This is a genomic window from Micromonospora sp. 050-3, assembly GCF_046549335.1.
Taxonomy (GTDB): Bacteria; Actinomycetota; Actinomycetes; order Mycobacteriales; family Micromonosporaceae; genus Micromonospora; species Micromonospora trifolii.
Genome location: NZ_JAJPVX010000001.1, coordinates 1738770 through 1765732, shown reverse-complemented (window position 1 = coordinate 1765732; position 26963 = coordinate 1738770). Strand labels below are relative to the sequence as shown.

Below are 26963 nucleotides of genomic sequence, written 5' to 3'. Positions count from 1 at the left end.
GTCGGTCGCCCTACGCTGGCGGCATCGAGAAGTCGCGCGTCCTGCACCAGGTGGTGCACTGGTTCCGCCACCGCCCGATGATCGACGCGGCGGCGGCGTTCGCCATGGCGGTGTGCGTGGCGACCGGGGAGTTCGGGGTGGACTTCTTCGGCCCCACCCTCGCCGGCTTCGGCCCCCGCATTCCTCCGCTGTGGCTCGGTATCCCCCTTGGCCTCGCGGTCGGGGTGCTGACCTGGCGGCGGCGACGGGCCCCGGCAGCCCTGCTGGCCGGTTCTCTGGCGGCGACCGTTCTCGTGTCGGCCCAGGTGACGGTCATGCTCGCCCTCTACACCCTGGCCGAGCGCACCACGGCGTGGCCGAAGGTCGCCGCCAGCCTGTTGGTCTCGGTGGTCCTGGTCGGCATCCCGATCTGGCGATACGCCGGTGCCGATGGAGCCATCCCGGTCACCGTTGCGGTATGCGTCGCTCCCGCGCTTCTTGGCCTTTACGTCGGCACCCGGCGCGAGCTTGTCGAACGAATGCGGGAGCGGGCCGAACGGCTCGAACGCGAACAGCACCAGCGTGTCGCCCGGGCCCGCAGCGACGAACGGGCCCACATCGCCCGCGACATGCACGACGTTGTCGCCCACCGAGTCGCGCTGATCGTGCTGCAGGCCACGGCTCTGGAGTCGGCAAGGGGCGGCGACGCGGTGGCCCGAGGACGGCAGATCGCAACTATTGGGCGTGAGGCACTTGCTGAACTGCGCGCCTTGGTGGGAATCCTTCGCAGCGATGACGACGCGCCGCTCGCCCCGCAGCCCGGCCTGGCCGATCTGGACGCGCTGGTCGAGGATTCCCGTCGGCTCGGTGTACCGGTCACCCTGGACGTGGAGAAGGAGACCGGGGAACGTCTACCGCTGCTCATCGAGCACGCCGTCTACCGCATCGTGCAGGAGTCCCTGACCAACGTGCACAAGCACGCGCCCGGCGCCCGAACCCGGATTCGCATCCGGCAGACTCGGCAGTCGCTTCGGGTGACAATCAGCAACGGCCGCGGACTGCCTGCCGCCGTCCGCCCGCTGCCGGTCGGCGGCCACGGGCTCCTCGGCCTCGCCGAACGCGTCCACCTGATAGGCGGAGAACTCACCTCTGGTCCCACAGAGGATGGGGGTTTCAGCCTGGTCGTCGAGGTACCGATCTCATCAGGGAAGGACAATGACCTCACCGACTAAGACGTTGATCGTCGATGACGAGTGGCTCGTGCGCTCGACGCTGCGCACCATCCTCGATGCGGCCCTGGACATCACAGTGGTAGGAGAGGCGGCCGACGGGGCCGAAGCGGTCGAGCTCGCCCGGCGACTCCGGCCCGACGTCGTTCTCATGGACATCCGCATGCCGCGGATCGACGGGCTGACTGCGACCGAGCGGATCGCCCGGCTCGACCAACCGCCACACGTCGTCGTGCTCACCACTTTCGATCTCGACGAGTACGTGCACACCGCGCTTCGCTATGGCGCCGTCGGCTTCCTGCTGAAGGATGCCCCCGCAGAGGACATGCTCAACGCGGTGCGCAGCGCTGCGCGCGGTGACGCGATGATCTCCCCGAGGGTTACCCGCAGGTTGCTTCGGCAGTTCTCCGGTCCGGGACCGGATCGGCGCAGCAACGCCGAACAACGACTCTCGGTACTCACGGAAAGGGAACGAGAAGTACTGATTGCCGTCGGCGGCGGCCTGTCCAACACCGCGATCGCGGCCACGCTCTACATGAGCGAGGCGACGGTGAAGACCCACATCAGCCGGATTCTGGCGAAGCTGGGCCTGACCAACCGGGTCCAAGCGGCGATTCTCGCCCACCAAGCCGGAGTGCTCGACCAGGACATGCCCTAGCGGTTCAGGATGGTCCGCGCCCGCGCTGCGAGCCGGGTTCGCAGGTCGTCCAGCCGGCTGCCCTCATCTCCGACAACCCCATGGCTACAAGATAGCGAGTACCGCGACGCACGCTGCGCCCACAGACACGGTCATTCGGGTGGAGCGGGTTGGGCAGGGCCGCCGGGCTGCGGTCGGCGATCCCACAGCACCAGGCCGGTGAGCAGCATCGCGACGCCCAGACCGACCATCGCCAACCCCACCGTCGTGTGCGCACTCCCGCTCAGGTGACCGGCCACGATCCAACCGCTGTCGATCCCGAACGCCAGCGGCATCAACCCCTGCGGGATCACCGGTATCCATCCGACCGTCAGCAACCCCAACGCCCACGCGGTCGACGTGTTCTCCCGATACCACTGCACGTCCCAGGTCAGTGGGAGCACCGTCTCCGGGGGCCGGCTCCGCTGACCGGCCGCGGCGAGCACCGCCGTGCCGCGCCGGGCGAGCCGTTCGTCGGCCAGCCACACGCCACCCCACCAGGCTGCGGCGCCTCCGAGCAGCCCGACCAGCGGCAGCAGCGGTGCCGCCCCCGGCGGACCCCAGACCACCAGGGCGAGCACCGGCGCCGCGGCGAGCAGCCCGGCAGCGGTGGCGACCAGCACGCTGACGATGTCGGTCGGGTTGTCAGCGGCGGTCGGGTGCCGCGGGTCGGCCACCGGGCGTACGCGCAGCAGCGACACCCACACCGGCACCGCGGCGCCCGCGCCGAGCAGGGCAGGCAGGGTGCAGAGCGCGGCCAGCGGGTCGACGTCGGGGGCGAGGAGGATGCCCGCGACGGTGAGCAGCACCCCGATCGGGGTGACCAGAACCAGCCACGCCAGGGCCCTGCCCCGGACCTCGGCCCGTTCGCCGCCGGGCGTGGTGAGCGGTAGCCACAACGCGGTGCCGTCCAGGCCGACCAGCCCGGCGGACATCGCCGCCGCGCCGAGCACGGCGAGCGGTCCGGCCCACGGCAGCAAGAGATCCACGTCGGACAGCAGCGGTAGTCCGGCGAGCAGCGCCCCGTACACCACAGCGAACGCCAGATACTGCAACCGCAGCGGATGCCGCGTCCAGGCACGCAGCTCACGGCCGACGACCGCCCGCGTCGCGGTCGGCACCCACCCCAGCCACTCGCGCTCGGCCGCGGCCGGTGACGCCGCCGTGGTCCGGCGCGGCCGGAACGGCGCGCCGGCGGCGATCACCTTTCGGACAAGCATGATGTACGCGGCGGCGCAGAGCGCCACGATGCCCACCAGGGCCGCCATCCTGCGCACCCCTTGCCCGGTTGGCCCGGTCACGGCGGCGACCGGCCAGGCGCTCGGCACGTACGCCATGGCCCGGACCACCTCCTGCGGCGCTGCCACGAGCAGTACCGACACCCACGGGAAGACCGCCCAGAGCGACCCGGCGACACCCATCGCCGTACCGGTGAAGATGCCGGTGAGCAGCGCCCCGGCCGGACCGCCGGCGTGGCCGACGACCTCCAGCGCGATGGCCGAGCCGATCAGCCCGAGCAGCCAGAGCAGCACCGCGCCGCCGGCGGTGACGAGGACCGCGACGGTGCCGTACCGGGCGGCGTGCACCGGCAGCGCGGCGAGTGCCACCAGCGAGACGGCCGGGCCGATACCGATCGCCGACGCGGCGAGCAGACCGATCGCGGCCGGGACCCCGCCGATCGGCTCCAACCGCAGGTGGACCGGCCGGACCCGGCCGCGCCCGCCGCCGAGCAGCAGGGGCAACACGACCCAGCCGAGAACCCAGGCCCCGGCGAGCAGGCCGAGCGTGTGCGGGTCGCCGCGGAGCGCGTACCGGATCAACCAGGCGGCGGCGAGCAGACCGACCAGGCCGGCCACAGTGGGGCCGGGGTGCTCGCGCAGCGAGCGGCGCAGCATCGTCGCGCGCATCCGGGCCGGTACCGCGATCGCGCCGAGGGTGCCGCCCAGCCGGCCGGGAGCGACGGATTCCGCGCTCATCGTGCCCCGGTCAGCCAGTCCAGACCGGCGCTGCCGGAGGCTTCGGCGCCGACCAACTCGACGAACCGGTCCTCCAGGCTGCTGCCGGCGGCGACCTCGGCGACCGACCCGGCGGCGACCACCCGGCCCTGATGGATAACGGTGACCTCGTCGCAGATCTGCTCGACGAGCAGCATCGAGTGGGTGGACAGCACGCAGGTGCCGCCGCCGGCCACGAATCGGCGCAGCACCCGGCGGATGGTGGCCGCGGAGACCGGGTCGACCGCCTCGAACGGTTCGTCGAGCACGAGCAGCCGGGGCGCGTGCAGCAGCGCCTGGGCGAGACCCAACTTCTTGCGGGTGCCGGTGGAGCAGTCGGCCAACGGGGTGCCGGCGCCCTTGGCCAGGCCGAGCACGTCGATCAGTTCGGCGGCACGGTCGGTGGCCGCGGCCCGGGACAGCCCTCGCAGGCCGGCGCTGTAGCGCAGCAGTTCGGCGCCGGTGAGGCGTTCCGGGAAGTCGAGGCCGTCGGGCAGCACGCCGGTCAGCGCGCGGGTCAGGCGACGCTCGCGCAGCGCGTCGTGGCCGAGGATGCGGATCTGCCCGGAGTCCGGGGTGACCAGGCCGACAGCCATCCCGATGGTGGTGGACTTGCCGGCGCCATTGGGCCCGACGATGCCGTGGAACGTGCCGGAATGGACGGTCAGATCGATGCCGTCCACCGCGCGATGCGCCGCGAAGGTCTTGACCAGGCCACGGATCTCGAGTGCCGGGGGGATCACGCGCCGAGCATAGGTGACCTTGCACCGCGGCGTGGCCCGCCGCTCACCGGTCCACAGTGGGCGATGCCGCTCAGACGACGTGCACCAGCCGGAAGCGTTCGGTCACCACCAGGGTGTCGTCGTCCACAGTGAAGCCGGGGTCGCCCAGCTCGGCGCGCACCTCGGCGCTGTGCCAGAACGTCTCGTGCCCCGCACGCCACTGGGCCACCGACTCGTCGCCCTCCCCCTCGGCCAAGGCGTGCGGCAGGTCGACCTCGGCGAGCCGGACCACCCGCACGTCGGTCAGCTCGATGGCCGCGACCCGGCGTCCGGCGGAGTCCACCACGGCGGATAGTTGACCCACCTCGGGCAGCGGCTCGTTCGCGCACTCGTACCCGACCAGCAGGCCGGTCGTCGAGGTCTTCGCCCCGGACAGGATCGCGCCCACGAGCTTGTCCCGCAGTGGCCCCGGAAACGCGAACTCGGCAAGCGGAAGATCGTCGAGGTGCATCCGTGGAGGGTACGCGATCCGGTGTCTCCCAATTTGGATCGTGACATGTGAAGTCCAGCTATAAAGGACGAAGGGAACATTTCCTTACGCGGAGACGCTGCCACCGATGAACCAGGACTCCCCGCTCCACCCACTGCTGCGTGCCCGGACCGCCCCGAAGCAACCTGCGTTCATCGAGCTCTTCTTCGATCTGGTGTACGTCTTCGCCCTGACCCAGCTCACTCACCTACTGATCAACGATCTCACCCTGAAGGGTGGGTTCGAAGCGCTCGTCCTGCTGCTGGCACTGTGGTGGATCTGGGTCTTGACGGCGTGGATGACCGACGAGTTCGACCCACAGCACCCGTCCGTCCAGTGGTACGTCATCCTGGTCATGTTCGGCATCTTCCTGATGGCCATCCAGGTGCCGGAAGGGTTCCATGGAAATGGTCTGTTCTTCGCCGCGACCTTCGCGGCAATCAACTTCGGGCGCTTTTTCTTCGTCGTTCGAGCGGCGCGTCGAACCGCGGTCCTGAACCATGTGTTGCGAGCCCGCTTCTGGTCCATCATCTCGACATTGGGCTGGATTCCCGGGGCATTCGTCGACGGTTGGGCCCGAGGTGCTCTCTGGCTGCTGGCCCTGGCGGTGGACTACGTCTCGGCGGCCCTGCGGTGGCCGACCCCGTGGCGACTGGGTCGGGCGCTGGGACCAGCGTTGGAGATCACCGCGACCCACGTCGCCGAGCGCTACCGGCAGGTGTTCATCATCGCGCTGGGGGAGATCGTCCTGTCCATGGGCATGACCTTCACCGGCAGCGATCCCGACGGGTTCACGCTCAGACGCACCGTGGCGCTCGTCCTCTCATTCGCCAGTGCCGCGCTCATGTGGCGGCTCTACGTCTACCAGGCAGGAGGCCAACTCGGCCCGGCGATCGCGGCCTCACCCAACCCCCACCGCCTCAGCCAATGGTCTTCGTATGCCCACATGATCATGATTGCCGGGACCATCCTGACCGCTGTCGGCTTCACGCTGGCCATGGAACATCCAATCCCGCACACGCCGCCTTCCTGGGTCGTCGGCATCACCGGCGGCCCCGCCCTGTTCCTGGTGGGACGGGTCGGATTCGAGTACGTGATCTTCGGGCGGGTGACCATGCCTCGGCTGATCGGAATCCTCGCCCTGGTCGGCCTCTCCCCCGTTGTCATCCACCTGCCATCGGAGGTCACGTTGGCGTCGACGACCTTCGTCCTCCTCGCACTGGCCGCCACCGACACGGCCCGCGGCCGTCGGAGACCACCACAACAGGCCGCACCACCCGCCTGAAGGCGTCGGCGCCCGCCTCTCCGGGACTCGCGGCGCCACGCCCGTCAGGCGTGGTGGATCGGGGTGGCCAGGTCGCTGAGCGGACGACCCGAGCCGCCCCAGGTCTGGGCGGTGATCTCGGCGGCGATCGCCACGGCCGTCTCCTCAGGTGTCCGCGCGCCCAGGTCCAGCCCGATCGGCGAGCAGAGTCGGGCCAACCCGCTCTCCGGGACACCCGCCTCACGCAGCCGGCGCATCCGATCGTCGTGCGCGCGCCGGCTGCCCATCGCGCCGATGTAACGGGCTGGCGTGGCGAGGGCAACCTGGAGCAGCGGCACGTCGAACTTGGGGTCGTGGGTCAGGACGCAGAGCACCGTGCGGTCGTCGACGGTCGTCGACTCCAGGTATGCGTGCGGCCAGCGGACGACGAGGTCGTCGACGTCCGGGAAACGCGCACGGGTGGCGAACACCGGGCGGGCGTCGCAGACAGTGACGTGGTAGCCGAGAAACTTGCCGATCCGGGCCATCGCGGCGGCGAAGTCGATCGCACCGAAAATGATCATCCGGGGTGGGGGCACGTACGACTGGACGAACACGGCCACCTCGTCGCCGCGCTGCTGCCCCTGCCGGCCCAGGTGGATCGTGCCGGTGACGCCGACGGCGAGCATCCCGGCCGCCTGCCGGGCCGCCGCGTCGTTCAGGTCGGGTGCGCCGAGGCTGCCCGCGACCCGATCGGGCCAGATCACCAGTTGGGCGTTCTCGACCGATGCGGTGGCGACCGGGCGGCCGTCGCGGATCGCGGCGAGGACCTCGTCGAACTCGGTCATCGCGACGCTCGGTTGCACCAGGACCTGGATGGTGCCACCGCAGGTCAGCCCGACGTCCAACGCGTCGTCGTCACTCACGCCGAAGGTCTGGCTGTGCGCCGCGCCGGTCTGGATCGCGGTCCGGCAGAGTTCGTAGACGGCGCCCTCGACGCAACCGCCCGAGATGCTGCCCACCACGTCGCCGTGCGCCGAGACGGCCATCGCCGCGCCAGGTTGCCGGGGCGCGGACTGCCACGTCCGCGCGACGGTCGCGACGGCGAACGCGACGCCCGCGGCACGCCAGCCGGCCAGCCCGTCGACGATGTCCCGCATGGCCGCACGATCCGCGAGCCCTGGCGGCACCGTCAACGGCGACCTAAGCAGTTGCTTAGGTCACCGTTGACTTTGACCACCGCCGGGCAGAGATTTTGCCGGACTGCGGAGGTGCGACATGCAGGTGCCGGCACCGTTCGAGTACGAGCGAGCCACCAGTGTGGACCATGCGATCAGCCTGCTGGAGCGGCTGGGCGGGACAGCCCGCCTGATCGCCGGCGGGCACAGCCTGTTGCCGATGATGAAGCTCCGGCTGGCCAACTTCGACTATCTGATCGACATCAACGACCTGCACGGCGAGTTGGGCTACGTCGAGGCGGGCCCCGACGAGGTCCGCATCGGTGCGCTGACCCGGCATCGGGAGCTCCTCGAATCACCAGCGCTGGCGGCGGCGTTCCCGATCTTCGCCGACGCCGAGCGGGTGATCGCCGACCCGGTGGTGCGCAACCGGGGCACGCTGGGCGGCTCGCTGTGCCAGGCCGACCCGTCCGAGGACCTGTCGGCGGTCTGCACGACGCTGGACGCGCGGTGCGTGATCCGTGGTCCGGGGGGCGCGGAGCGGGTCGTGTCGATGGAGGAGTTCCACGTCGGGCCGTACGAGACTGCCGTCGCGGACGACGAGATCCTGGTCGAGATCCGGCTACCGGTACGACCCGGCTGTGGCAGCGCGTACGCCAAGGTCGAGCGCCGGGCCGGCGACTGGGCAGTGGTGTCGGCCGGCGCGGCGGTGTGGCTGGACGGCGGCGCGATCGTCGACGCCCGGGTCGGGCTCGCGGCGGTCGGCCCCAACACCGCTGGCATCCCGGCGATCTCGGCGGCGCTGCGCGGGCAGGATCCCTCGGAGAGCCTCTACGAGCAGGCCGGGGCGATCGCGGCGGACAGTTGCGACCCGGTGACCGACCAGCGCGGCAGCGCGGACTACAAGCGGCATCTGGCCGCCGAGCTGACCCGGCGGACCCTGCGCCGGGCCGTCGAACGGGCGAGGAGCTGAGCATGCAGGTCACGATGACCGTCAACGACGTCGAGGTCACCCGGGAGATCGAGGCCCGGCTGCTGCTGGTGCACTTCCTGCGCGACGTGCTGGGTCTGACCGGCACGCACTGGGGCTGCGACACCAGCAACTGCGGCACCTGTGTGGTCTGGCTCGACGGCGAGCCGGTGAAGTCGTGCACGGTGCTCGCTGCCATGGCCGGCGGCCACCAGGTGCGTACCGTCGAGGGCCTCGCCAAGGGCGCCGAGCTGGACCCGATCCAGCAGGGGTTCATGCAGTGCCACGGTTTGCAGTGCGGTTTCTGCACGCCCGGGATGATGATGACCGCGCGGGCGCTGCTCGACCGCAACCCCGACCCGAGCGAGACGGAGATCCGGGAGGCGATCTCGGGTCAGATCTGCCGGTGCACGGGTTACGCCACCATCGTGCGCTCGGTCCGCTGGGCCGCCGTGGCCGAGGCGCAGGCCGCGGCACAGGTCACCGAGACCACCGAATCGACCGTGGCCGGCGAGATCGACAACGCCGGCCAGCCCGCGGAGGCCGTCGCATGACCACCGTGCACGAGCGCGTGGACACGTTCCACGACAACGACCAGAAGCCCGTCGGGTACGGCCGGATGCTGCGCAAGGAGGACCCGCGGTTCCTGCGTGGGCGCGGCCGCTACGTCGACGACGTCCAACTGCCCGGCATGCTGCACCTCGCGATCCTCCGGTCACCGGTGGCGCACGCCCGGATCGTCAGCATCGACACCAGCGCCGCCGAGGCGTCGCCCGGGGTGAAGGCGGTGGTGACCGGGGCGATGCTGGCGCAGCAGAACCTGGCCTGGATGCCGACCCTCTCCAACGACGTGCAGGCCGTGCTCGCCACCGACAAGGTGCGTTTCCAGGGCCAGGAGGTGGCCTTCGTCGTCGCCGAGGACCGGTACGCGGCGCGTGACGCGCTGGAGCTGATCGACGTCGAGTACGACGTCCTCGACCCGGTGATCGACGCGCGCCGGGCGTTGGCGCCGGACGCAGCGCTGATCCGCGACGACCTGGACGGCAAGACGAACAACCACTGCTTCGACTGGGAGACCGGCGACGAGGCGGCCACCGAGGCGGTCTTCGCCCGCGCCGATGTCGTGGTCAGCCAGGATCTCGTCTACCCCCGGGTGCACCCGGCGCCGATGGAGACGTGCGGGGCTGTCGCCGACTACGACGCCGTCGACGGCAAGCTGCGCCTCTGGTCGACCACCCAGGCCCCGCACGCGCACCGCACGCTCTACGCCATCGTGGCGGGCCTGCCCGAGCACAAGATCCAGGTGATCGCGCCGGACATCGGCGGCGGGTTCGGCAACAAGGTCCCGATCTACCCCGGGTACGTCTGCGCGATCGTGGCCTCGATCGTCACCGGCAAGCCGGTGAAGTGGATGGAGGACCGCTCGGAGAACCTGATCAGCACCGGTTTCGCCCGCGACTACATCATGCGCGGAGAGATCGCCGCGACCCGCGACGGCCGGATTCTCGGCATCCGTACCAACGTGTTGGCCGACCACGGCGCGTTCAACGGCACCGCCGCCCCGGTGAAGTACCCGGCCGGCTTCTTCGGGGTCTTCACCGGCAGCTACGACATCGAGGCCGCCTACTGCAAGATGACGGCGGTCTACACCAACAAGGCGCCCGGTGGCGTCGCGTACGCCTGCTCGTTCCGGATCACCGAGGCGGTCTACCTGGTCGAGCGGATCGTCGACTGCCTCGCCGACGAACTCGGCATGGACCCGGCCGAGCTGCGGTTGAAGAACTTCATCCAGCCGGAGCAGTTCCCGTACACGACGAAGACCGGCTGGGTGTACGACTCGGGCAACTACGAACCGACGATGCGGCTGGCGATGGAGATGGCCGGCTACGACGAGTTGCGCCGCGAGCAGGCCGAGAAGCGGGCCCGGGGCGAGCTGATGGGCATCGGCATCGCGTTCTTCACCGAGGCCGTCGGCGCCGGGCCGCGCAAGGACATGGACATCCTCGGGCTGGGCATGGCGGACGGCTGCGAGCTGCGCGTCCACCCGACCGGGAAGGCAGTGGTACGCCTCAGCGTGCAGTCGCAGGGTCAGGGCCACGAGACGACGTTCGCGCAGATCGTCGCCGAGGAGATCGGGATCCCCCCGGCGGACATCGAGGTGCTGCACGGCGACACCGACAACACCCCGTTCGGCCTCGGCACGTACGGCAGCCGCTCGACACCTGTCTCAGGCGCTGCGGCGGCGTTGGTGGCCCGGAAGGTCCGTGACAAGGCGCGGATCATCGCCTCGGGAATGCTGGAGGTGTCGGTCGCCGACCTGGAGTGGGAGAAGGGCGCGTTCCACGTCGCCGGTGACCCGGGCCGGTCCGTCACCATCCAGGACATCGCCCTGCGCGCGCACGGCGCGGGCGACCTGCCCGAGGGCATCGAGGGTGGCCTGGAGGCGCAGATCTGCTACAACCCGTCGAACCTGACCTATCCACACGGCGCGTACATCTGCGTGGTGGACATCGATCCCGGCACGGCGCAGGTGACGGTGCGACGGTTCATCGCTGTCGACGACTGCGGCACCCGGATCAACCCGATGATCATCGAGGGTCAGGTGCACGGCGGGCTGACCGACGGGGTCGGCATGGCCCTGATGGAGATGATCGCGTTCGACGAGGACGGCAACTGCCTCGGCGCGTCCCTGATGGACTACCTGATCCCGACGTCCCTCGAAGTGCCCGACTGGGAGACCGGCTTCACCGTCACGCCGTCGCCGCACCACCCGATCGGCGCGAAGGGCGTCGGCGAATCGGCGACGGTGGGTTCACCGCCCGCGATCGTCAACGCCGTCATCGACGCCCTGAAGCCCTTCGGCGTCCGCCACGCCGACATGCCGCTGACGCCGTCGCGGGTCTGGGACGCGATGCGCGGCCAGGCCCGGCCGCCGATCTGAGGAGCCGAGGATGACCACCATCGCCGAACGCGCCCGGGAGCTGACCGCCACCCGGGAACCGTTCGTCCACGCCACAGTGGTCCGCGCGCAGGATCCGACGTCGGCCCGACCGGGCGACGACGCGGTGATCCGGTCCGACGGCTCGATCGAGGGCTTCGTGGGCGGGGTGTGCGCGGAGAGTTCAGTGCGGGCCGCCGCGCTCGACACCCTGCGTGACGGCACCGCCCTGCTGCTGCGGGTGCTGCCGGAGGGCGCGACCCCGTTCCCGGACACGCCGGGGGCGCGGGTGGTGGTCAACCCGTGCCACTCCGGTGGGGCGATCGAGGTCTTCCTCCGACCGATGCTGCCGGCGCCGGCAGTGCGGGTGGTCGGTGACACCCCGATCAGCGCCGCCGTGGCGACCCTTGCCGCGTTCCTCGACTTCGACGTCGTCGCCGCCGACGACAGCACCGGCTGCACCGCTGTGGTGGTGGCCGGATTGGGCAGGGGCGAGCCGGAGGCGATCCGGGCCGCACTCGACGCCGGTGTCGGGTTCATCGCGTTCGTCGCCAGCGGCAAACGTGGCGTGGCAGTGCTCGACGAACTGGGGTTGACCGACGCCGAACGTGCCCGCGTCCACACCCCGGCCGGGCTGGAGATCGGCGCGCGTACGCCAGCGGAGATCGCCCTGGCGATCATGGGTGAGGTGGTCCGGGCCATCCGGGTGGACGGGTTGACCCCGGCCTCCGGCGCGCCGGCCGCCCGACCGCAGCAGGCCGTCGACCCGGTGTGCGGGATGACAGTGCTGGTCGGGGCGGAGACGCCGCACGCGCGCGTCGACGGGCAGGACTTCTGGTTCTGCTGCGCCGGTTGCCTCGCGAGTTACACGGCGGCGTAACCCGTGTTCCTGACCGGCGTGGTGCTCGCCGCGGGTGCCTCGATGCGGTTCGGCGAGGCCAAGCAACTGCTCCCGTACCGGGGGCGGACGCTGCTCGACGCCACAGTCGACCTGGCCCGCTCGTGCGGCTTCGACCAGCTGATCGTCACCGTGGGCGGCGCGGCGGACGGCATCCGCGACCGGGTGGACCTGACCGGCTGCCAGGTCGTGCAGAACCCGGCGTTCAGCACCGGCTGCGGGTCGTCGGTGCGCACCGCCGCGCGCGCTGTGGACCCGCGCGCCGACGCGCTCGTGCTGCTCCTCGGCGACCAGCCCGGCGTCCGCGCCGCGGACGTCCGCCGGGTCGCCGCGGCGACCACCCCGCTGGCCGTCTGCCGGTACGCGGACGGCCTGGGCCACCCCTTCCGCTTCGGCCGTGAGCTCCTGCCCGAGTTGTACGACCTGCACGGCGACAAGGCCGTCTGGAAGCTCCTGCACTCCGGGCGCCACCCGGTGACCGAGGTGACAGTCGACGGGCCGGTGCCGATCGACGTGGACACCCGAGCCGACTACGAGCGCCTGCTGGCGGGCGAGGCATGAAGGACGCCCAGGCCGTCCGACACCGCCTCGACGCCGTCGACTACCTGGTCGACGACGGCATGGCGATGGCCCTGTTCCTGGCCCTGCGCCTCGGCCGGCCCCTGCTGCTGGAGGGCGAGCCGGGGGTCGGCAAGACCGCCGCCGCGAAGGCGTTGGCCCGCGCGCTGGAGACACCGCTGATCCGGTTGCAGTGCTACGAGGGGCTCACCGCCGGCGAGGCGCTCTACGAGTGGAACTACCAGCGGCAACTGCTGGCGATCCGGCTCGCCGAGGCGCACCACACCCGGCTCACCGACGCGGACCTGTTCAGCGACGAGTACCTCCAGGAACGGCCGATCCTGCGGGCCGTACGCCACCGGGGGCCGGTCCCGCCGGTGCTGCTGATCGACGAGATCGACCGGGCCGACGACGAGTTCGAGGCGCTGCTGTTCGAGTTCCTCGGCGAGGCCGGCATCACGATTCCCGAACTCGGCACCTTCACCGCACGCACCCCACCCGTCGTGGTGCTCACCTCCAACCGCAGCCGGGAGTTGCACGACGCGCTGCGCCGCCGCTGCCTGTACCACTGGATCGACTTCCCCGAGCCGGCCCGCGCCGTGGAGATCGTCCGCCGGGCCGTGCCGGGCGCTACCGAGCCGCTGATCCAGACGGCCGTGCAGTTCGTCGGCGACGTACGCCACCGGGAGTTGGAGAAGGCGCCCGGGATGGCGGAGACCATCGACTGGGTGGGCGCGCTGTCGGTGCTGGGCGTCGCCGACCTGGCCGCCGCCGGCGTCGTGCAGACCATCGGCACCATCGCCAAGACCCCCGACGACCGCGCCGTGGTCGCCGCCGCGCTCGGCGCCTACCAGGAGAGTCCGCCATGAAGATCACCAACGAGTTCGCGGTCGCCGTTCCGATCGAACGGGCCTGGGCGGTGCTCACCGACCTGGAAGGGCTCGCGCCGTGCCTGCCGGGCGCCCAGTTGACCGGCGTCGACGGCGACGTCTACCAGGGCCGGGTGCGGGTCAAGGTCGGGCCGGTCGTCTCGGAGTTCGCGGGCACCGCCCGGTTCGCCGAGAAGGACGACGCCGCGTACCGCGGGGTGATCGACGCGAAGGGCCGGGACGCCCGCTCGGCCGGCACCGCGTCCGCGCTGGTCACCGCCCACCTGCGGCCGGACGGTGACAGGACGTTGGTCAGTGTGGACACCGATCTGAAGATCTCCGGCAGGCTGGCCCAGTTCGGCAGCGGCATGATCAAGGAGGTGTCGAGCAAGCTTCTGGCCCAGTTCGTCGCCAACCTGGAGGCCAAGCTGGCCGCCGAGCCGCTGGCCCCGCAGCCGAACCCCGAACCCGTGGCGGCCACGTCCGCCGCGCCGCCCGAGGCGACCCCGGTCGCGTCCGCCACGGCGGTCGCGACCACCCCCACGACCGCCGCCGTCGCACCCTCACCCATCGAGCCGTCGCCGGTCACCCCGTCGCCGGTCGGGTCGTCTCCGGTCTCGTCACGGCCAGGTTCGCCGTCGGCGGTCGTGCCGACGGCTGTCGGGCCGTCGGCCGAGGCCGTACGTGTCGCGCCGACCGCCGAGCCGGAGGCGCTCGACCTGCTCAGCATTGCCGGCGGGTCGGTCACCAAGCGCCTCGTACCGGTGCTCGTCGGTCTGGTAGCGGTCGGCGCGGTGATCGCCTGGCTGGTCGCGCGCCGGTGAGCCCCGGCGTGCTGCGCGGCGTCGACCGGGCCGCATTCGCGGTGGCGCTCGCCGGCCGACTGCGCCGAGCCGGCGTCCCGGCCGGGCTGACCACAGTCGACGACTTCGTCCGGGCGCTCGCCGCCAGCCCACCCGACTCGATGTCGTCGCTCTACTGGGCCGCCCGGATCAGCCTGGTGCGACGGCACACCGACGTCCCCGCGTTCGACCAGGTCTTCGCGGCGATCTTCGCGGACCCACCACCCTTGCCCCGACCGCAACGGTCGGCGCCCCCGGTGAACGGCCCCGACGACGTGTACGTCCGGGTGCCGGCCGACACCGACGACGCGGGGTCGGGCGGCGGGCTGCCGTGGGCGACAGTGCCGCCGGCGGTCGCCGAGACACCTGAACGCGACAGCACGCTGCGGCTGCCCGAGCGGCGACCGAGCGCCCACACCGGGCTCGCCGACCGTCCGTTCGACGAACTCGACGCGGCACAGGTCACGCAGCTCGGCGACGCCCTGCGCGCGGCCGTCGCCGGCTGGCCGACCCGACGCACCCGGCGGCACACCGTCGGCTCGGCCGGTGCCCGGATAGCGTTGCGGGCCACCATCGCCCGAGCCCGGCACACCGGCTGGGAGCCCGTCGAGGTCGTCCGCGCGCGCCCGGTACGGCGGCCACGCCGGGTCGTGCTGCTCTGTGACGTCAGCGAGTCGATGCGGACGCAGGCGACCGCGTACCTGCATCTGATGCGGGCGTTCGCTGTGGTCGCCGACGCGGAGGTGTTCGCGTTCGCCACGACGCTGACCCGGCTCACAGTGGTGCTCCGGCGCACCTCGGCGGCCGAGGCGGTAGCGCAGGCCAGCGCCGCCGTGACCGACCGGTACGGGGGCACCCGGATCGCCACGAACCTGCGTGCCCTGCTCACCTCCCACCACGCGGAGGCCGTACGCGGGGCGGTGGTGGTGATCGGGTCGGACGGTTGGGACAGCGATCCGCCCGCCGACCTGGCGGCGGTGATGGCCCGCCTGAGCCGCCGCGCGTACCGGGTCGTCTGGTTGAATCCCCGCGCCGGCGCACCCGGCTTCGCCCCCCGGGTTGGCGGCATGGCCGCCGCCCTCCCCTACTGCGACCGGATGCTGCCGGCCAGCACCTTCCATGACCTGCTTGTCGTCGCCCGTCAGCTCCAGAGCGTCACGTGCACCGACGGCCGGAAGTGGCCGACGCTCACGCCCGCGCCGCGCATCATCGCCTGAATCGCCCTCGGCGTCGACGAGAAGCGCGACAGCTCCTCGGCGGCCGACATCGAACCGGGGGTGGCGAGCACCTGCGCGTGCCACACCGCCTCCATCGTCGCGTGCGGCCCCACCACCTGCCCGAGCTGGCCCTGACGGACGTCCGTCGCGACGGTGAACGCGAGGGCTGGTGCCACCCCCGTGCCCCGTTTGGCCTCCCCCAGCGCGGCCGCGTGGCTCTGGAAGATCTGCTGCCGCTCGTCCGGCACTGCCAGCCGACGCAGCAGCGCCGGGACCGCGCCCCACTCGGTGGCGGCCGACGGCCCGAGCAGCCAGGTCTGCTCCCGCAGTTGCCCCGGGGACGCCGCCAGGCCGGCCAGTGGATGTTCCGGACCGACGGCGATCACGAGCCGGTAGTTCATCACCGGCCGGCAGCCGATGGCGCTGTCGACGACCGACGGCTGTGGCCCGATCGCGATGTCCGCGGCACGGGTCATCAACAGCGACTCGAACGATCCCGGGTTGCGCACGCTCAACTCGACGTCGAGGTCGGCGGCCCGCTTGGCGAAGAGTTCGATCAGCCCCGGCGCGGCGAACTCGGCGAACAGGCTCGACGCGGCGACCCGCAGCAACCGTCGGCCGCGCTTCGCGGCGCTGACCTCCAGCATGAAGCGGTCCTGAAGGCCCAGCAGTTCCGCCGCGCGACTGGCCAGCCGCAGCCCACCGGGGGTGAACGCGAGGCCCGCCGCCGTCCGGGCGAAGAGCTTGTCGCCGAACTCCTTGCGCAGCTGGGCGATGTGCAGCGACACCGCGGACTCGGAGACCTGAAGCTCCGCGGCGGCCTGTTTGACCGAGCCCAGCCGGACCACGGCGACGTACGCGCGCAGCTGCGTCGGGGTCATCGGCGTCACCCACTTCCCCGCGATCGCGTGGCTCGGCTCGGCGTCGAGACGAACGTCGATCATCTCCCGCTGGTCCGTCCCACCGCCAGCGGCCGATCATCTGATCGTCGGGGCCTGGTGCCGTTACCGAAGCAATGACGAGTGTCCGGTCAGCTGGCGGTGGTGGTCACCTGGCTCCCGGACACGCAGTACACGTCGCCGGAGTTCGTGGCGTGCGGCAGGTCGTGCAGATGCGTCGCCAGGTCGGTCGCGGACATCCAACGTCGGAAGGTCATCGACTTGTCGTCGCCCACCGCGACGTCGAAGCCGTCGAAGCCGAGCGCGGTCAGGCGGTCGAGACACCGGTCGGCGACCGCACGCGCGATGGTGGTGAACTCGAACGACAGCGCGGGCAGTGGGCGGCTCAGGCCGGCCAGCACCTCGTCCTCGAAACCCTCAACGTCGATCTTGGTGAAGGTCGGCACGCCGTACGTCTCGATCAGCGCGTCGACGGTGACCACCGCGACCTCGATGTCGGTGTCCCACACCTGCCCCTCCCATCCGCCCGCGCCCTCCGCCGCCCGGACGAAGTCCGGTGAGGCGGTCGAGACTGTGGGGTTGACGGAGTTGACGTGCAGCCGGGTGCGCCCGGAAAGCGCGCCACACGCGGCGTCGACAAGGGTCACCCGGTCGTCGTCGGCGTAGATCGCCCGCAGGGCGCGCAGACACAGCGGCTGCGGTTCCACAGCGACGACCCGGGCACCGAGGCGACGGAAGCTGGCGATGTGGTCGCCCACGTGCGAGCCGATGTCGAAGGCGACGTCCCCGCTGCTGACGAAGCGGGAGTAGAAGGCGTCCATCCTCGCGTCCCGCTCGGGATCGCCGTAGTAGACGTCCAGCGACCGGTGCAGCAGGGCCAGGGCCGGGTCGGTCCGGAGCGCGGCGATCCTGGTGTCGGTGATAGCCGTCATCTGTCTGGGGTCCAGTCCGTAGGAGAGGTGGCCGGGTTACGGTCCGAAGGCGGTCAGGAACCGGTCCCGGAAGGCGTCCATCCGCCAGACCGGCGCCTGCGGCCCGGGCTTCAGCCCGTCCTGCCAGCCCCACCCGGAGATGCGGTCCAACACGGCCCGGTCCCGGGTGATGATCGAGATCGGGACGTCGTGGCTGGCGTTCTCGCCGGTGACGACCGCTGCGGGTTGGTGGTCTCCGAGGACGATGAACACGAGGTCGTCGTCTCCGTAGGTCCGCACGTAGGAGATGAGCGCGCCGAGGGTGTACTCGATGGACTTCCGGTAGTCCGCCCGGATCTGGGCGGTGTTGCGGCGCTTGTCGTCCGACCTGCCCGCGGCCCCGCGGTAGGCCGCGCTGTCGCCGACGTCGGCCCAGTCGAGCAGCGGCGGGACGGGCGTCCAGGGCGCGTGACTCGACACCAGCGCCAGCTCGGTCATCACGTTGCCGTCTCGCTTCGCCTGCTCCAGGCGCTGCCAGCTGGCCAGGGTGTACTGGTCGGGCGGGGTGCCGAAGCTGAACTTCGGGCCACGGTACCCGAGCGTCTTGGCGTCGTAGAACCGGTCGTAGCCGAAGAAGGAGCCCTCCGGCCACGCCCTGGTGACGGCGGGCATCACGCCGACGGTCTGCCAGTTCGCCCGTCGGAAGGCGCCGTTGAGGGTCATCCGGTCACTGGCCAGCAGGGTGCGGTGCCGCTGGTCGTTGTCGATCCAGAGTCCGGAGAGCAGCGTGTCGTGCGCGAGCCAACTGCCGCCGCCGAAGGTCGGCGAGGTGAGGAATCCGCTCTGCGCGGCGAAACCCGCAGCGCCCAGTTCGCCGGCGCCCCGGTCGAGGACCGCACCGACCTGCGGCGCGAACTCCGGGTCCTCGACGGCGTCCCGGCCGTAGCTCTCCACGAAGGCGACCACCACGTTCTTGCCGCGCAACGCGGTCAGTAGCTGGTCACCCGGGGTGTCGCCGAACCTGTCGGCCTCGATCAGCGCGCCGAACGTCTCGCGGTCGTCGAGGCGCAGGCGTACCTGGAAGCCGTGACCGTTGGCCAGGGTGGTGGCGGACGTGTCGGCGACCGGCACGCCCTCGACCACCCGCACGTTGAACGCGGCGCAGGCCACCCAGACGACTACCAGCGCGGCCACGATCCGGGTGGTCCCGGTGCGGTGCCGCACCATCAGCCGCCGCAGTCGTCGCATCGACAGCGTGACCAGTGTGGGCAGGCCCACGAGCACCACCGCCAGGGTGATGGCGACGCCGATGGCGGCGGGTCGACCGTACGACTCGCTGAGGAAGGCGAACCCCTCGTCGAGGAGCGCCCAGTCGAGCACCGGGTCGAACGCCCGGCTCAGCGAGGCGGTGAACCCCAGGTCGAGCAGCTTCAACAGGCCGAGCAGGCCGAGGGCCACGCCGGCGAGCGTCGCGACCAGCCGGCTGCCCCGAGACGGCAGGGCGAGCAGGAGGGCCACGACCAGCAGCGCCTCCAGGGGGATCCGCGCGAACGCCGCCGGGCTGAGCCGGCCGAAGTCGTACGGCACGGTGAGGACGAGCAGCACGAGCAGCGCGGCCAGCACGGTCGTCAGCCGGGCCGCGATGGAGCGTTTCGGCCGATCCTCGACGTCGGTGCCGTCGGCGGTACCGTCCGAGACCTCGCCCCTCATCGCCCTCCGTCCCTGGTTCGGCAGCTGACGTACGCGCGTCAAGAGCGACAACCCGGGCATCCTTCCATGATCTTTGTTCAGCGCGGCATCCGGGCGGCTCAGACGCGGGCGATCCCGCGTCGGGCCGTGGTGACCGTGGGACGCTCCGACCACGGCAGCCCATCGGTGCGGCCCGAGCCCAGCGCCGCTGCGGCGCTCGGGGCACTGTGGCTCGCCGAGCTGGCCGACTGGACCATCGCGCCCGGGGCACCGTGGGCGACGGTGTGGCGGAGGTGCCGGGTCGTCCAGAGCCACGCGACGTCACGCCCGAACGACTCGACCAGCAGCGCCACCGACACCACCAGCACCATGGTCGTCAGCGGCGCGGGCAGCACGTCGGCCATCGCCACCGTCAACACCACGCCCTGGATCGCGGCGACGACCTTGCTCCAGTAACGCGGCGGTGCGGATCCCCGCATCCACCCCAACACCCAGGTCGCGGCGCCGAAGAGGTAGCGCATCGCGCCGATAACGAGCACCCAGCCACCCACCGCGGGGGCCACGTGCAGGCAGAGCACCAGGACCAGGAAGGAGTCGATCTCCATGTCGAAGCGCGCGCCGAGCTCGCTGGTGGTTCCGGTGCGGCGGGCCGTGTACCCGTCCACGGCGTCGAGGGCCAACGCCACGGTGGTGAGGACGACCATCAGGGTGACCGGCGCCGACCGGCCGAACGAGTCGGCGGCCAGGGCCGTCACGCCGCCGACGAGGATCGCCCGGCTCAGGGTCACCCGGTCGGCCGGGCTGAGCGCACCCGCGCCGGAGCGGGACATCCCCCGGCTCAGCAGAACGCACAGGACCAACCCGTACGCCAGCCCCGCCACCCAGCCCGCCGCGCCCAGACCGACTGTCTCCCCCAGCACCGCCAGCAGACCGATCTGCACGAGCAGTCCGATGACCGGACCAGTTCGAACCGTTGACATCGTGCCTCCGTGACTCTGGTGGGTGACCCTGACCGTCATCACGGAAAATATGACCGATCGGTTCATTCTGAACGCGACCCGGCAGGGTGCCACGGAGGGACGTGCCCCTTCGGCGGCCGGTTAATCGTCCATCGTGGGCGACTCGCCCATGAGGGTGTCGATCGTGCCGTATACGGCTCAGTGCGTCGGCAGGGTGAGCACGTCCGCGCCGTCGTCGGTGATGGCGATGGTGTGCTCACTGTGCGCCGTCCGGCAGCCCGTCGCGCTACGGAGAGTCCAGCCATCGACGTCGGTGACGAGCGTTGCGGTGTCCGCCATCACCCACGGCTCCAGCGCCAGCAGCAGCCCTGGACGTAGCCGGTATCCGCGACCGGGGCGCCCGGTGTTGGAGACGTGCGGGTCCTGGTGCATCGTCGATCCGACGCCGTGGCCGCCGAACTCCGTGTTGACCGAGTAACCCGCCGCGTGGAGGACCGAGCCGATCGCGTGCGAGATGTCACCGATGGGAACGCCGGGGCCGGCGGCGGCGATCCCCGCCTGCAACGCGCGCTCGGTCGCGTCGATCAGCGCGAGGCTCTCCGCTGGCCGCACGTCGCCCACGATGAAGCTGATGGCCGAGTCCGCGACGACTCCACCCTGGGAGACGGCGAGGTCGAGTGAGAGCAGGTCACCGTCGACGAGCGGGTAGTCGTGCGGCAACCCGTGCAGCACGGCGTCATTCACCGACGTGCAGATGTAGTGGCCGAACGGCCCGCGCCCGAAGGACGGCTCGTAGTCGACGTAGCAGGACTGCGCCCCAGCCTCGGTGATCATGGCCTGCGCCCACCGGTCGATGTCCAGGAGATTGGTGCCGACCACGCAGCGGCTCTTCAGCGTCTGCAGGATGCCGGCGACCAGTGCGCCGGTGTCCCTCGCTCGCAGCACGTCGGTGGGGCTCAGGATCTCGATCATGCAGCGCCTTCCTCGGGTCACCAATAAGTATCCCGGCCATATTATCCCGGTACTAGAATCGGGTCATGGTCAGGTTGCCGCTCACTCCCGAAGAGCTCGAACGCGGACAGCGCCTCGGCGCGCTCCTGCGTCGAGCCCGTGGAGAGCGTTCGATGCTCCTCACCGCGCTGGACGCGGGCGTCTCGCCGGAAACCCTTCGAAAGATCGAGTCCGGCCGGATAGCCACCCCCGCCTTTCCGACCATCGCGGCGATCGCCGACGTCCTCGGCCTCTCCCTCGACGCCGTCTGGTCGGAGATCAACACGTCGGACGGCGGCGCCGAACTCCCCCGACCGGCGCGCACCGCGGGCGAGCGGTTGGCCTCCTAGCGCGCTGCGGTCGAGCCTGTTGACGCCGCCGCGGGTGGGCCCGATTCGCTTTCGCTGCGTACGCCTTGTCGGCCAGGACTCAGTCAAGGCCTCGTCTTCGGGACGGCCTGTCGTCAGGTGCGAACGCGAATACGGTCAGGACCCGAATGCACTGCGGGCTGTCATGGCGCTGCCGGAAAAGCGCCTCCCACGATAGATAACCTAACAGTGATTCTTCCCGATCGGTATCGGGCAGACGCCCGACTGCGCAGGTCAGCGGCGGTGGCTAAGTTCGCCCAATGCCCACCAACATGATCAGTGCGGAATCCGCGGGTACCTGGACGCTCGGCGACCTGAGCGTCAATCGGATCGGATTCGGCGCAATGCGCCTGACGGGTAACGGCAGCGTGGCGAGCGACCGCGCGCGCGTCATCGGAGTGCTACGCCAAGCGGTCGACCTCGGTGTGAACCACATCGACACGGCGGCGTTCTACTTCTCGCCGCTCCGGTCGGCAAACGAATTGATTAACACTGCATTGTCGCCGTACGCCGATGACCTGGTCATCACCACGAAGGTCGGACCGGGCCGCGCCCCCTCGGGGGAGTGGCTGCCGCTGGCCCGGCCGGATCAGCTGCGTGGACAGGTCGAGGAAAACCTGCGCCAACTCGGCCGCGACCATCTGGATGTCGTGAATTTGCGCCAGCACGGACTGGACTCGGTGGCGGAGCACTTCGGCGCGCTGGCCGAGCTACGTGACGCCGGACTCGTGCGGCATCTCGGCCTGTCCAACATTCGTCCGCACCACCTCGCGCAGGCGCAGGCGATCGCCCCGGTGGTCTGCGTGCAGAACACGTACGGAGTCGACACCCGACGTACGCAGGATGAGCTCGTGCGCACCTGCGGTGAACAGAACGTCGCATTCGTCCCGTTCTTCGCGATCGCCGGCGACCGACGTGAGGCCGGCGGCGTGGCCGCCAGTACGGCAGTGGAGGCCATCGCGCGCACGCACGGCGCGACGCCGGCACAGGTGCGGATCGCCTGGACCCTCAGCCGCGGCCCGCACCTGCTGGCCATCCCCGGAACCGGCAACCCCGATCACCTGGTCGAGAACCTGGCCGCCGGGGCGCTGGTCCTGTCGCCGGACGAGTTGGCCAGCCTCGACTAGCGGCCCCCGGCAGGATGCAGCCCTGCCACGACCTCGACGGAAGGTCCGTCACTGTGCAGGCAGCGACAACGCCCGTTCCCATCCCTCCGCGCGACACCTCGTGGCTCGTTACCCGAGGACTCATCCCCGATCACGGCCCTCGGCGCGTCCTGGCCTTCGCGACCTTCGTCAACATGCTCGGAAGTGGCATCTTCATGGCCAGCGCCGTGCTCTTCTTCACCCGATCCGTCGGGCTTCCCCTTGCACAGGTCGCTCTGGGCATGGGCATCGCAGCGTTCGTCGGGATGCTCGCCGGGATCCCGGTGGGGCATCTCGCCGATCGTCGAGGCCCGCGCGAGATCTATCTGCTGACCCTGGTCATCCGAGCCGCCACCATGGGCGCTCTGGCCTTCGTGCACACGTTCTGGCCGTTCGTCGTCCTGATCTGCCTGACCCAACTCGCGCACTCAGCCGGCGGGGCGTCTCGCGGTCCGCTGGTGCGTGGCTTCGGCGGCAACAACCCTGGCCAGTACCGGGCCTATCTGCGGTCGGTCGCCAACCTCGCGGGATGTTGTGGCGCCCTCGCCGCCGGCGCCGCAGTGCAACTGGACACCCGCGCGGCCTACCTGGCCCTGGTCGTCGGCAACGCCGTCAGCTTCGTGGCATGCGCCGCCATCATCACTCGGCTGCCCTCGCTGCCGCCCGTTCCAGCGCCCCAGCTGACCGGGCGCTGGATCGCACTGAAGGACAGGCCCTTTCTGGCAGTCACCGTGCTCGACGCCATTCTGGGAATACAGGGCCAGGTACTGGTCTTCGCGCTGCCGGTGTGGATCATCTCGCAGACCGACGCGACACGCTGGTTCGTCGGGGTGGCCGTGCTGGTCAACACCGCCCTCGTGGCGACGCTACAGGTCAGAGCGAGCCGGGGAGTCGACACCAGTTCAGCGGCAGGTCGGGCGATGCGCCGCTCCGGGTTGGCGTTCCTGATCGGGATGGCCCTGATCGCCGCCACGCCGGCGATGCCCGGATGGGTCGCCGTCACGGTGATCACGCTGGGGGTCGCCTCGCACACCGTCGGCGAACTGTGGCACGCGGCGGGCTCACTCGAGTTGCAGTTCCGGCTCGCCCCCGCGCACGCGCAGGGGCAGTACATGGGAATCTCCGGCCTGGGCACGGGCCTGGCCAACGTCGCCGCCCCTTCCATCCTGGGCCTGCTCTGCATCGCCTGGGGTGCCCCCGGCTGGCTGCTGATGGGCGGCATCTTCGTCGCGGTCGGGCTCGCCGCCCCGGCGGTCGTTCGATGGGGCGAGCGAACGCGCCCGGACTCGGCGGAGGCCATCTAGAAACCAGGTATCCCGCAGCCGGAACTCAACCGGGCGGAGGTCGACCCGAGCCCACGCAGGCGGGTCGGCACGAACGGGGGAAAGCCGCGCGAGCGGCCTCAGCCTCCTGACACGGCGAGAGCTGGTCCCGGTCGATGAACGACCGGGACCAGCGGATGGTGCGCTCAGGAGGCAGCGATGCCCTCCATGCCGATGCCGTCGGCGAACTTCGGCAGACCCTCGACGGTGGTGACGAGATTCAGGGACCCGTCCTCGTGCACCTTGTAGCCCTGCACGTTGCCGGCGGTGGCGTTCTGCACGTACAGGAAGCCGTCGCTGGTGGTCATGTCGATCGACCCGCCGTTGGTGTCGGCGGCGACGTTCCTGACGAGTTCGAGCTTGCCGTCGTCGTTGACCCGGTAGGAGCTGATGGTGGAGCTGCCGGCGTTGGCGACGAAGAAGTAGTCGCCGACGCGCTGGATCCAGCACGTCGCCTGCTGGCCGTTGGGCACCGACGGGCCGATCTGGTCGAGGGCGCCGTCGTCCTCCAGCTCGAATCGGCTGACCGCGTTCGCGCCCGACTCGGTGACCAGCAGCGAGTCCTCGGTGTCGAAGGTGAAGCCGAACGGCGTGTTGCCCGCGTCGCTGATGACGGGGTTGCGGGACAGTTCCCCGTCGCGGCCGATCTCGTAGCTGAACATGACGTTGGCGGCCTTTGTCGACACCAGGACGAACTCGCTGTCCGGGTCGATCTTGACCTGGGCCGGGGCGGTCCCGAACGCGGGTGGGTTGCCGTTGTGCAGCCCGAGCGAGCGGTTGGCGTCCTCGATCCGCGACAGATGCCCCTTGTGCAGCTCGAAGCCCTGCACCGAGCCCTCGCCACCGGCGTTGAGGACGTAGACGAGGTCGCCACGGGCCGCGACGCTGACCGGCAGCAGACCGCCGGACCAGATGACCTGGAGCTTGTGCAGCTTGGTGCCCTCGACCCGGAAGACCGTCACGGTGTTGCTGCCGGCGTTCACCGCGAACAGCAGTCCGCGGTGGTAGGTCAGTGAGCCCTGCGAGGCCAGCGCGTCGAGCGGCGCTCCGATGGTGAAGCCGCCCAGCCCGCCGGTCTCGTACTCGCCCGCCTTGGTGAGCTTGCCGTCCTCGTCGCGGTCGTACACCTTGATGGTGTTGCCCTCGGCCTTGTTGGTCTGGACGAAGACCGCTCCCTCGTCGCCGTGGTGGTGATCACCCCCCTTGCGGTCGTCGTGGTACCCGGGGCCGCCGCCATCGGCGAAGGCGGTCCCGGGAATCGATCCGATGCTGGTCAGACCTGCCAGGAGGGCTGCCGCGAGCGCGACACTGCGCTTCATCACTGACTCCTTATGCACCCGAAGGGAGGAATACGAGTTTTCCTCTTCTTCGAAAGCTATCGGAGCAGGTAAGCGTGATGCCCTCACTTACCCTAAAGCAGTAATTTCGTGCCGTTCTGTGGAATGACCAGACGTACGCGCGGAGGTGGCCTACGGCGAAGCGGACGTTCGGCGCGTCAGGGCAGGAACTCGGCGGTCAGGCTGATCAGCGCACGGGCGGCGGCCCCAACCGGGCGGGCGCGGCGGGCGCTCGGTCCGCAAACTGACGGTGATGGCGGCTCAGCACCACCGGGTGGGATGCTGCGGGGGTGATTCGCCGCCACGCCGTCTGGCTCGGTCTGGCGATCGGGCTGCTCACCGGGTGCTCCGAGCCGCCGTACGCGCTGCCCGACCGAGACGCGGCTGACGTGCGGGCTGAGGAGGAGCGTCTCGCGACGCTCCTCCCCGCCGAGTTGCTGGGCGGACCAGGCACCTGCGAGGTTCGGCTGCTGGGGCGAGACGGCTCTTCGTCGTTCGCCTGGGCGCACTGCGAAGCAGCACCGGGGACCGGGCCCGTCTTCGGACTCTCCATACCGGTGCGGGTGGACGACGATCGCGTCACCCAGCCCGGCGACGGGAGCGAATACTCCGCCAGCGTGCGGCGCATGTTCCCGGAGCGGCTGGCCGAGGCTGTCCTCGAGGACGACGGCAGGCTACGGCCCTGACGGACTCGGGCGACAACCACATCGCCGAGGCAGAACGCGGGAGGTCCGGGGTCAGCGCGGGTCGGGCCACCACGGTTCGAGAATGGTCGGGTCGGCGACGTACTGCGCCACCTGCGTCCGCTGCTCCGAGGTCAGGGGCAGGGCCTGGAGTCGGGCGCCCCACTCGGGCACCCGGTCGGCCTTGTCCAACGAGGTGGCCAGCTCGATCAGGCCGGCCAGCGCCATCGCCTGCTCGACCACCGGGGCGTCCTCGGCGCGGCGGCGCATCCCCGAGTCGAGCGCCCGGTAGGCGGCCCGGTCGTCCATCTTGAACTCGCGCAGGATCCGCGCGTTGTCGAGCACCCGGGCCAGCCCGTCAAGCTCCTTCGACCCGCCGTACTCCATGTCCTTCGGCTCGTCGCGCTGGATGAAGACGATGGAGTTGCCCGACGGGTCGACGATGCTGAACCGCGACGCACCGGCGCGGTAGCGGGTCATCCGGGGTAGACCCGTGACCAGCACCTTGCCGTAGCTGCGGCGCATCGCCTCGGCGAACACCGCGTGGTACGACGCGACGGCGTCCACCATCACCAGGCACCCGCCGGACTGCTCTTTCGCCGGGTCGAGATCCTTCGGCGCCGGCCCGTAGTGCAGGTCGAACCCGCTCCACCGAAACGCCAGGTACACGTACGGCCTGGTCTGCTCGTAGGTCACCTCGAACCCGAGCGCCCGCCAGAACGCCAGGGTCTCCTCCGGGGCTGGGCAGTGCAGCAACGGCACTGTGGTCTCGTTCGGTTGGACACGGTCCTCGTTGGTCGTCATGGTCACTCCCGGTC

General features: G+C 70.8%; 26 protein-coding genes. 15 read left to right on the top strand and 11 right to left on the bottom strand.

Going from position 1 to position 26963, the window contains the following annotated elements; genetic code table 11:
• The first annotated feature begins 77 nt into the window (after nt 1-77).
• Both ACLJOK_RS07970 and ACLJOK_RS07965 read left to right on the top strand, forming a co-directional pair.
• Nucleotides 78-1211 carry a sensor histidine kinase gene (locus ACLJOK_RS07970; RefSeq protein WP_410817248.1) on the top strand — a complete coding sequence of 378 codons (1134 nt, stop codon included), beginning with the start codon at nt 78-80 and terminating at the stop codon, nt 1209-1211.
• Nucleotides 1195-1866, top strand: a complete 672-nt coding sequence (locus ACLJOK_RS07965; protein ID WP_410817246.1) for a response regulator — start codon at nt 1195-1197, stop codon at nt 1864-1866. The genes ACLJOK_RS07970 and ACLJOK_RS07965 overlap by 17 nt, the downstream gene beginning before the upstream one ends.
• Nucleotides 1867-1997: 131 nt before the next feature.
• Here ACLJOK_RS07965 and ACLJOK_RS07960 read toward each other — a convergent pair whose 3' ends face one another.
• The 3 genes from ACLJOK_RS07960 to ACLJOK_RS07950 all read right to left on the bottom strand — a co-directional run bounded on the left by ACLJOK_RS07960 (nt 1998) and on the right by ACLJOK_RS07950 (nt 5111).
• Nucleotides 1998-3860: a hypothetical protein gene (locus ACLJOK_RS07960; protein WP_410817244.1), complete on the bottom strand. Its 1863-nt coding sequence runs from the start codon at nt 3858-3860 to the stop codon at nt 1998-2000.
• Nucleotides 3857-4621, bottom strand: coding sequence for an ABC transporter ATP-binding protein (locus ACLJOK_RS07955; RefSeq protein WP_410817243.1), 765 nt, complete (start codon nt 4619-4621; stop codon nt 3857-3859). The genes ACLJOK_RS07960 and ACLJOK_RS07955 overlap by 4 nt, the downstream gene beginning before the upstream one ends.
• Nucleotides 4622-4691: 70 nt before the next feature.
• The gene (locus ACLJOK_RS07950; RefSeq protein WP_410817242.1) at nt 4692-5111 is read right to left on the bottom strand and encodes an ASCH domain-containing protein; all 420 of its coding nucleotides are present in this window, start codon (nt 5109-5111) and stop codon (nt 4692-4694) included.
• A 106-nt stretch (nt 5112-5217) separates the two neighbouring features.
• Here ACLJOK_RS07950 and ACLJOK_RS07945 point away from each other — a divergent pair, with 106 nt between their 5' ends.
• Nucleotides 5218-6414: a low temperature requirement protein A gene (locus ACLJOK_RS07945; protein WP_410817240.1), complete on the top strand. Its 1197-nt coding sequence runs from the start codon at nt 5218-5220 to the stop codon at nt 6412-6414.
• 44 nt (nt 6415-6458) lie between these two features.
• On the opposite strand, the gene ACLJOK_RS07940 is transcribed toward ACLJOK_RS07945, so the two are convergent.
• Entirely contained in the window at nt 6459-7532 is a 1074-nt protein-coding gene (locus ACLJOK_RS07940) for an XdhC family protein (protein ID WP_410817239.1), read from the bottom strand.
• Between the two features lie 118 nt (nt 7533-7650).
• On the opposite strand from ACLJOK_RS07940, the gene ACLJOK_RS07935 reads away from it, so the two are divergent.
• The 8 genes from ACLJOK_RS07935 to ACLJOK_RS07900 are packed head-to-tail and all read left to right on the top strand — an operon-like array spanning nt 7651 to nt 15842.
• The gene (locus ACLJOK_RS07935; RefSeq protein WP_410817238.1) at nt 7651-8523 is read left to right on the top strand and encodes an FAD binding domain-containing protein; all 873 of its coding nucleotides are present in this window, start codon (nt 7651-7653) and stop codon (nt 8521-8523) included.
• 2 nt (nt 8524-8525) lie between these two features.
• Nucleotides 8526-9074: a (2Fe-2S)-binding protein gene (locus ACLJOK_RS07930; RefSeq protein ID WP_410817236.1), complete on the top strand. Its 549-nt coding sequence runs from the start codon at nt 8526-8528 to the stop codon at nt 9072-9074.
• The gene (locus tag ACLJOK_RS07925; RefSeq protein ID WP_410817234.1) at nt 9071-11461 is read left to right on the top strand and encodes an aerobic carbon-monoxide dehydrogenase large subunit; all 2391 of its coding nucleotides are present in this window, start codon (nt 9071-9073) and stop codon (nt 11459-11461) included. Before ACLJOK_RS07930 ends, ACLJOK_RS07925 begins: the two co-directional genes overlap by 4 nt.
• Nucleotides 11462-11471: 10 nt before the next feature.
• On the top strand, nt 11472-12338 hold the full coding sequence (locus tag ACLJOK_RS07920) for an XdhC family protein (RefSeq protein ID WP_410817232.1): 867 nt from the start codon (nt 11472-11474) through the stop codon (nt 12336-12338).
• 3 nt (nt 12339-12341) lie between these two features.
• Nucleotides 12342-12917: an NTP transferase domain-containing protein gene (locus ACLJOK_RS07915; protein WP_410817231.1), complete on the top strand. Its 576-nt coding sequence runs from the start codon at nt 12342-12344 to the stop codon at nt 12915-12917.
• Nucleotides 12914-13783, top strand: a complete 870-nt coding sequence (locus tag ACLJOK_RS07910; RefSeq protein ID WP_410817230.1) for an AAA family ATPase — start codon at nt 12914-12916, stop codon at nt 13781-13783. The genes ACLJOK_RS07915 and ACLJOK_RS07910 overlap by 4 nt, the downstream gene beginning before the upstream one ends.
• A complete protein-coding gene (locus ACLJOK_RS07905; RefSeq protein ID WP_410817228.1) occupies nt 13780-14607 on the top strand; it encodes an SRPBCC domain-containing protein in 828 nt (275 codons plus the stop codon). Before ACLJOK_RS07910 ends, ACLJOK_RS07905 begins: the two co-directional genes overlap by 4 nt.
• Complete coding sequence (locus ACLJOK_RS07900) at nt 14604-15842, top strand: vWA domain-containing protein (protein ID WP_410817227.1); 1239 nt, start codon at nt 14604-14606, stop codon at nt 15840-15842. Before ACLJOK_RS07905 ends, ACLJOK_RS07900 begins: the two co-directional genes overlap by 4 nt.
• Here the strand turns inward: ACLJOK_RS07900 and ACLJOK_RS07895 are convergent.
• The 5 genes from ACLJOK_RS07895 to map all read right to left on the bottom strand — a co-directional run bounded on the left by ACLJOK_RS07895 (nt 15767) and on the right by map (nt 21272).
• Nucleotides 15767-16786, bottom strand: coding sequence for a LysR family transcriptional regulator (locus ACLJOK_RS07895; protein ID WP_410817226.1), 1020 nt, complete (start codon nt 16784-16786; stop codon nt 15767-15769). The two genes, ACLJOK_RS07900 and ACLJOK_RS07895, sit on opposite strands and share 76 nt — an antisense overlap.
• Before the next feature lie 86 nt (nt 16787-16872).
• Complete coding sequence (locus tag ACLJOK_RS07890) at nt 16873-17673, bottom strand: FkbM family methyltransferase (protein WP_410817224.1); 801 nt, start codon at nt 17671-17673, stop codon at nt 16873-16875.
• Between the two features lie 36 nt (nt 17674-17709).
• Nucleotides 17710-19362, bottom strand: a complete 1653-nt coding sequence (locus ACLJOK_RS07885; RefSeq protein ID WP_410817223.1) for a sulfatase-like hydrolase/transferase — start codon at nt 19360-19362, stop codon at nt 17710-17712.
• Nucleotides 19363-19460: 98 nt separating this feature from the next.
• On the bottom strand, nt 19461-20321 hold the full coding sequence (locus tag ACLJOK_RS07880; protein ID WP_410817222.1) for a CDP-alcohol phosphatidyltransferase family protein: 861 nt from the start codon (nt 20319-20321) through the stop codon (nt 19461-19463).
• A gap of 177 nt (nt 20322-20498) precedes the next feature.
• Nucleotides 20499-21272, bottom strand: a complete 774-nt coding sequence (gene map, locus ACLJOK_RS07875) for a type I methionyl aminopeptidase (protein WP_410817221.1) — start codon at nt 21270-21272, stop codon at nt 20499-20501.
• Between the two features lie 65 nt (nt 21273-21337).
• Between map and ACLJOK_RS07870 the strand changes: the two genes are divergently transcribed.
• The 3 genes from ACLJOK_RS07870 (at nt 21338) to ACLJOK_RS07860 (ending at nt 24107) form a co-directional block, all read left to right on the top strand.
• Complete coding sequence (locus tag ACLJOK_RS07870) at nt 21338-21640, top strand: helix-turn-helix domain-containing protein (protein ID WP_410817219.1); 303 nt, start codon at nt 21338-21340, stop codon at nt 21638-21640.
• 278 nt (nt 21641-21918) lie between these two features.
• On the top strand, nt 21919-22785 hold the full coding sequence (locus tag ACLJOK_RS07865) for an aldo/keto reductase (protein WP_410817217.1): 867 nt from the start codon (nt 21919-21921) through the stop codon (nt 22783-22785).
• Nucleotides 22786-22838: 53 nt separating this feature from the next.
• Nucleotides 22839-24107: an MFS transporter gene (locus tag ACLJOK_RS07860; RefSeq protein ID WP_410817216.1), complete on the top strand. Its 1269-nt coding sequence runs from the start codon at nt 22839-22841 to the stop codon at nt 24105-24107.
• A 164-nt stretch (nt 24108-24271) separates the two neighbouring features.
• On the opposite strand, the gene ACLJOK_RS07855 is transcribed toward ACLJOK_RS07860, so the two are convergent.
• Entirely contained in the window at nt 24272-25444 is a 1173-nt protein-coding gene (locus ACLJOK_RS07855; protein ID WP_410817215.1) for a lactonase family protein, read from the bottom strand.
• 308 nt (nt 25445-25752) lie between these two features.
• Here ACLJOK_RS07855 and ACLJOK_RS07850 point away from each other — a divergent pair, with 308 nt between their 5' ends.
• Nucleotides 25753-26148 carry a hypothetical protein gene (locus ACLJOK_RS07850; RefSeq protein WP_410817213.1) on the top strand — a complete coding sequence of 132 codons (396 nt, stop codon included), beginning with the start codon at nt 25753-25755 and terminating at the stop codon, nt 26146-26148.
• A 51-nt stretch (nt 26149-26199) separates the two neighbouring features.
• Here ACLJOK_RS07850 and ACLJOK_RS07845 read toward each other — a convergent pair whose 3' ends face one another.
• Complete coding sequence (locus tag ACLJOK_RS07845; RefSeq protein WP_410817212.1) at nt 26200-26949, bottom strand: glyoxalase; 750 nt, start codon at nt 26947-26949, stop codon at nt 26200-26202.
• Between the last annotated feature and the right edge of the window lie 14 nt (nt 26950-26963).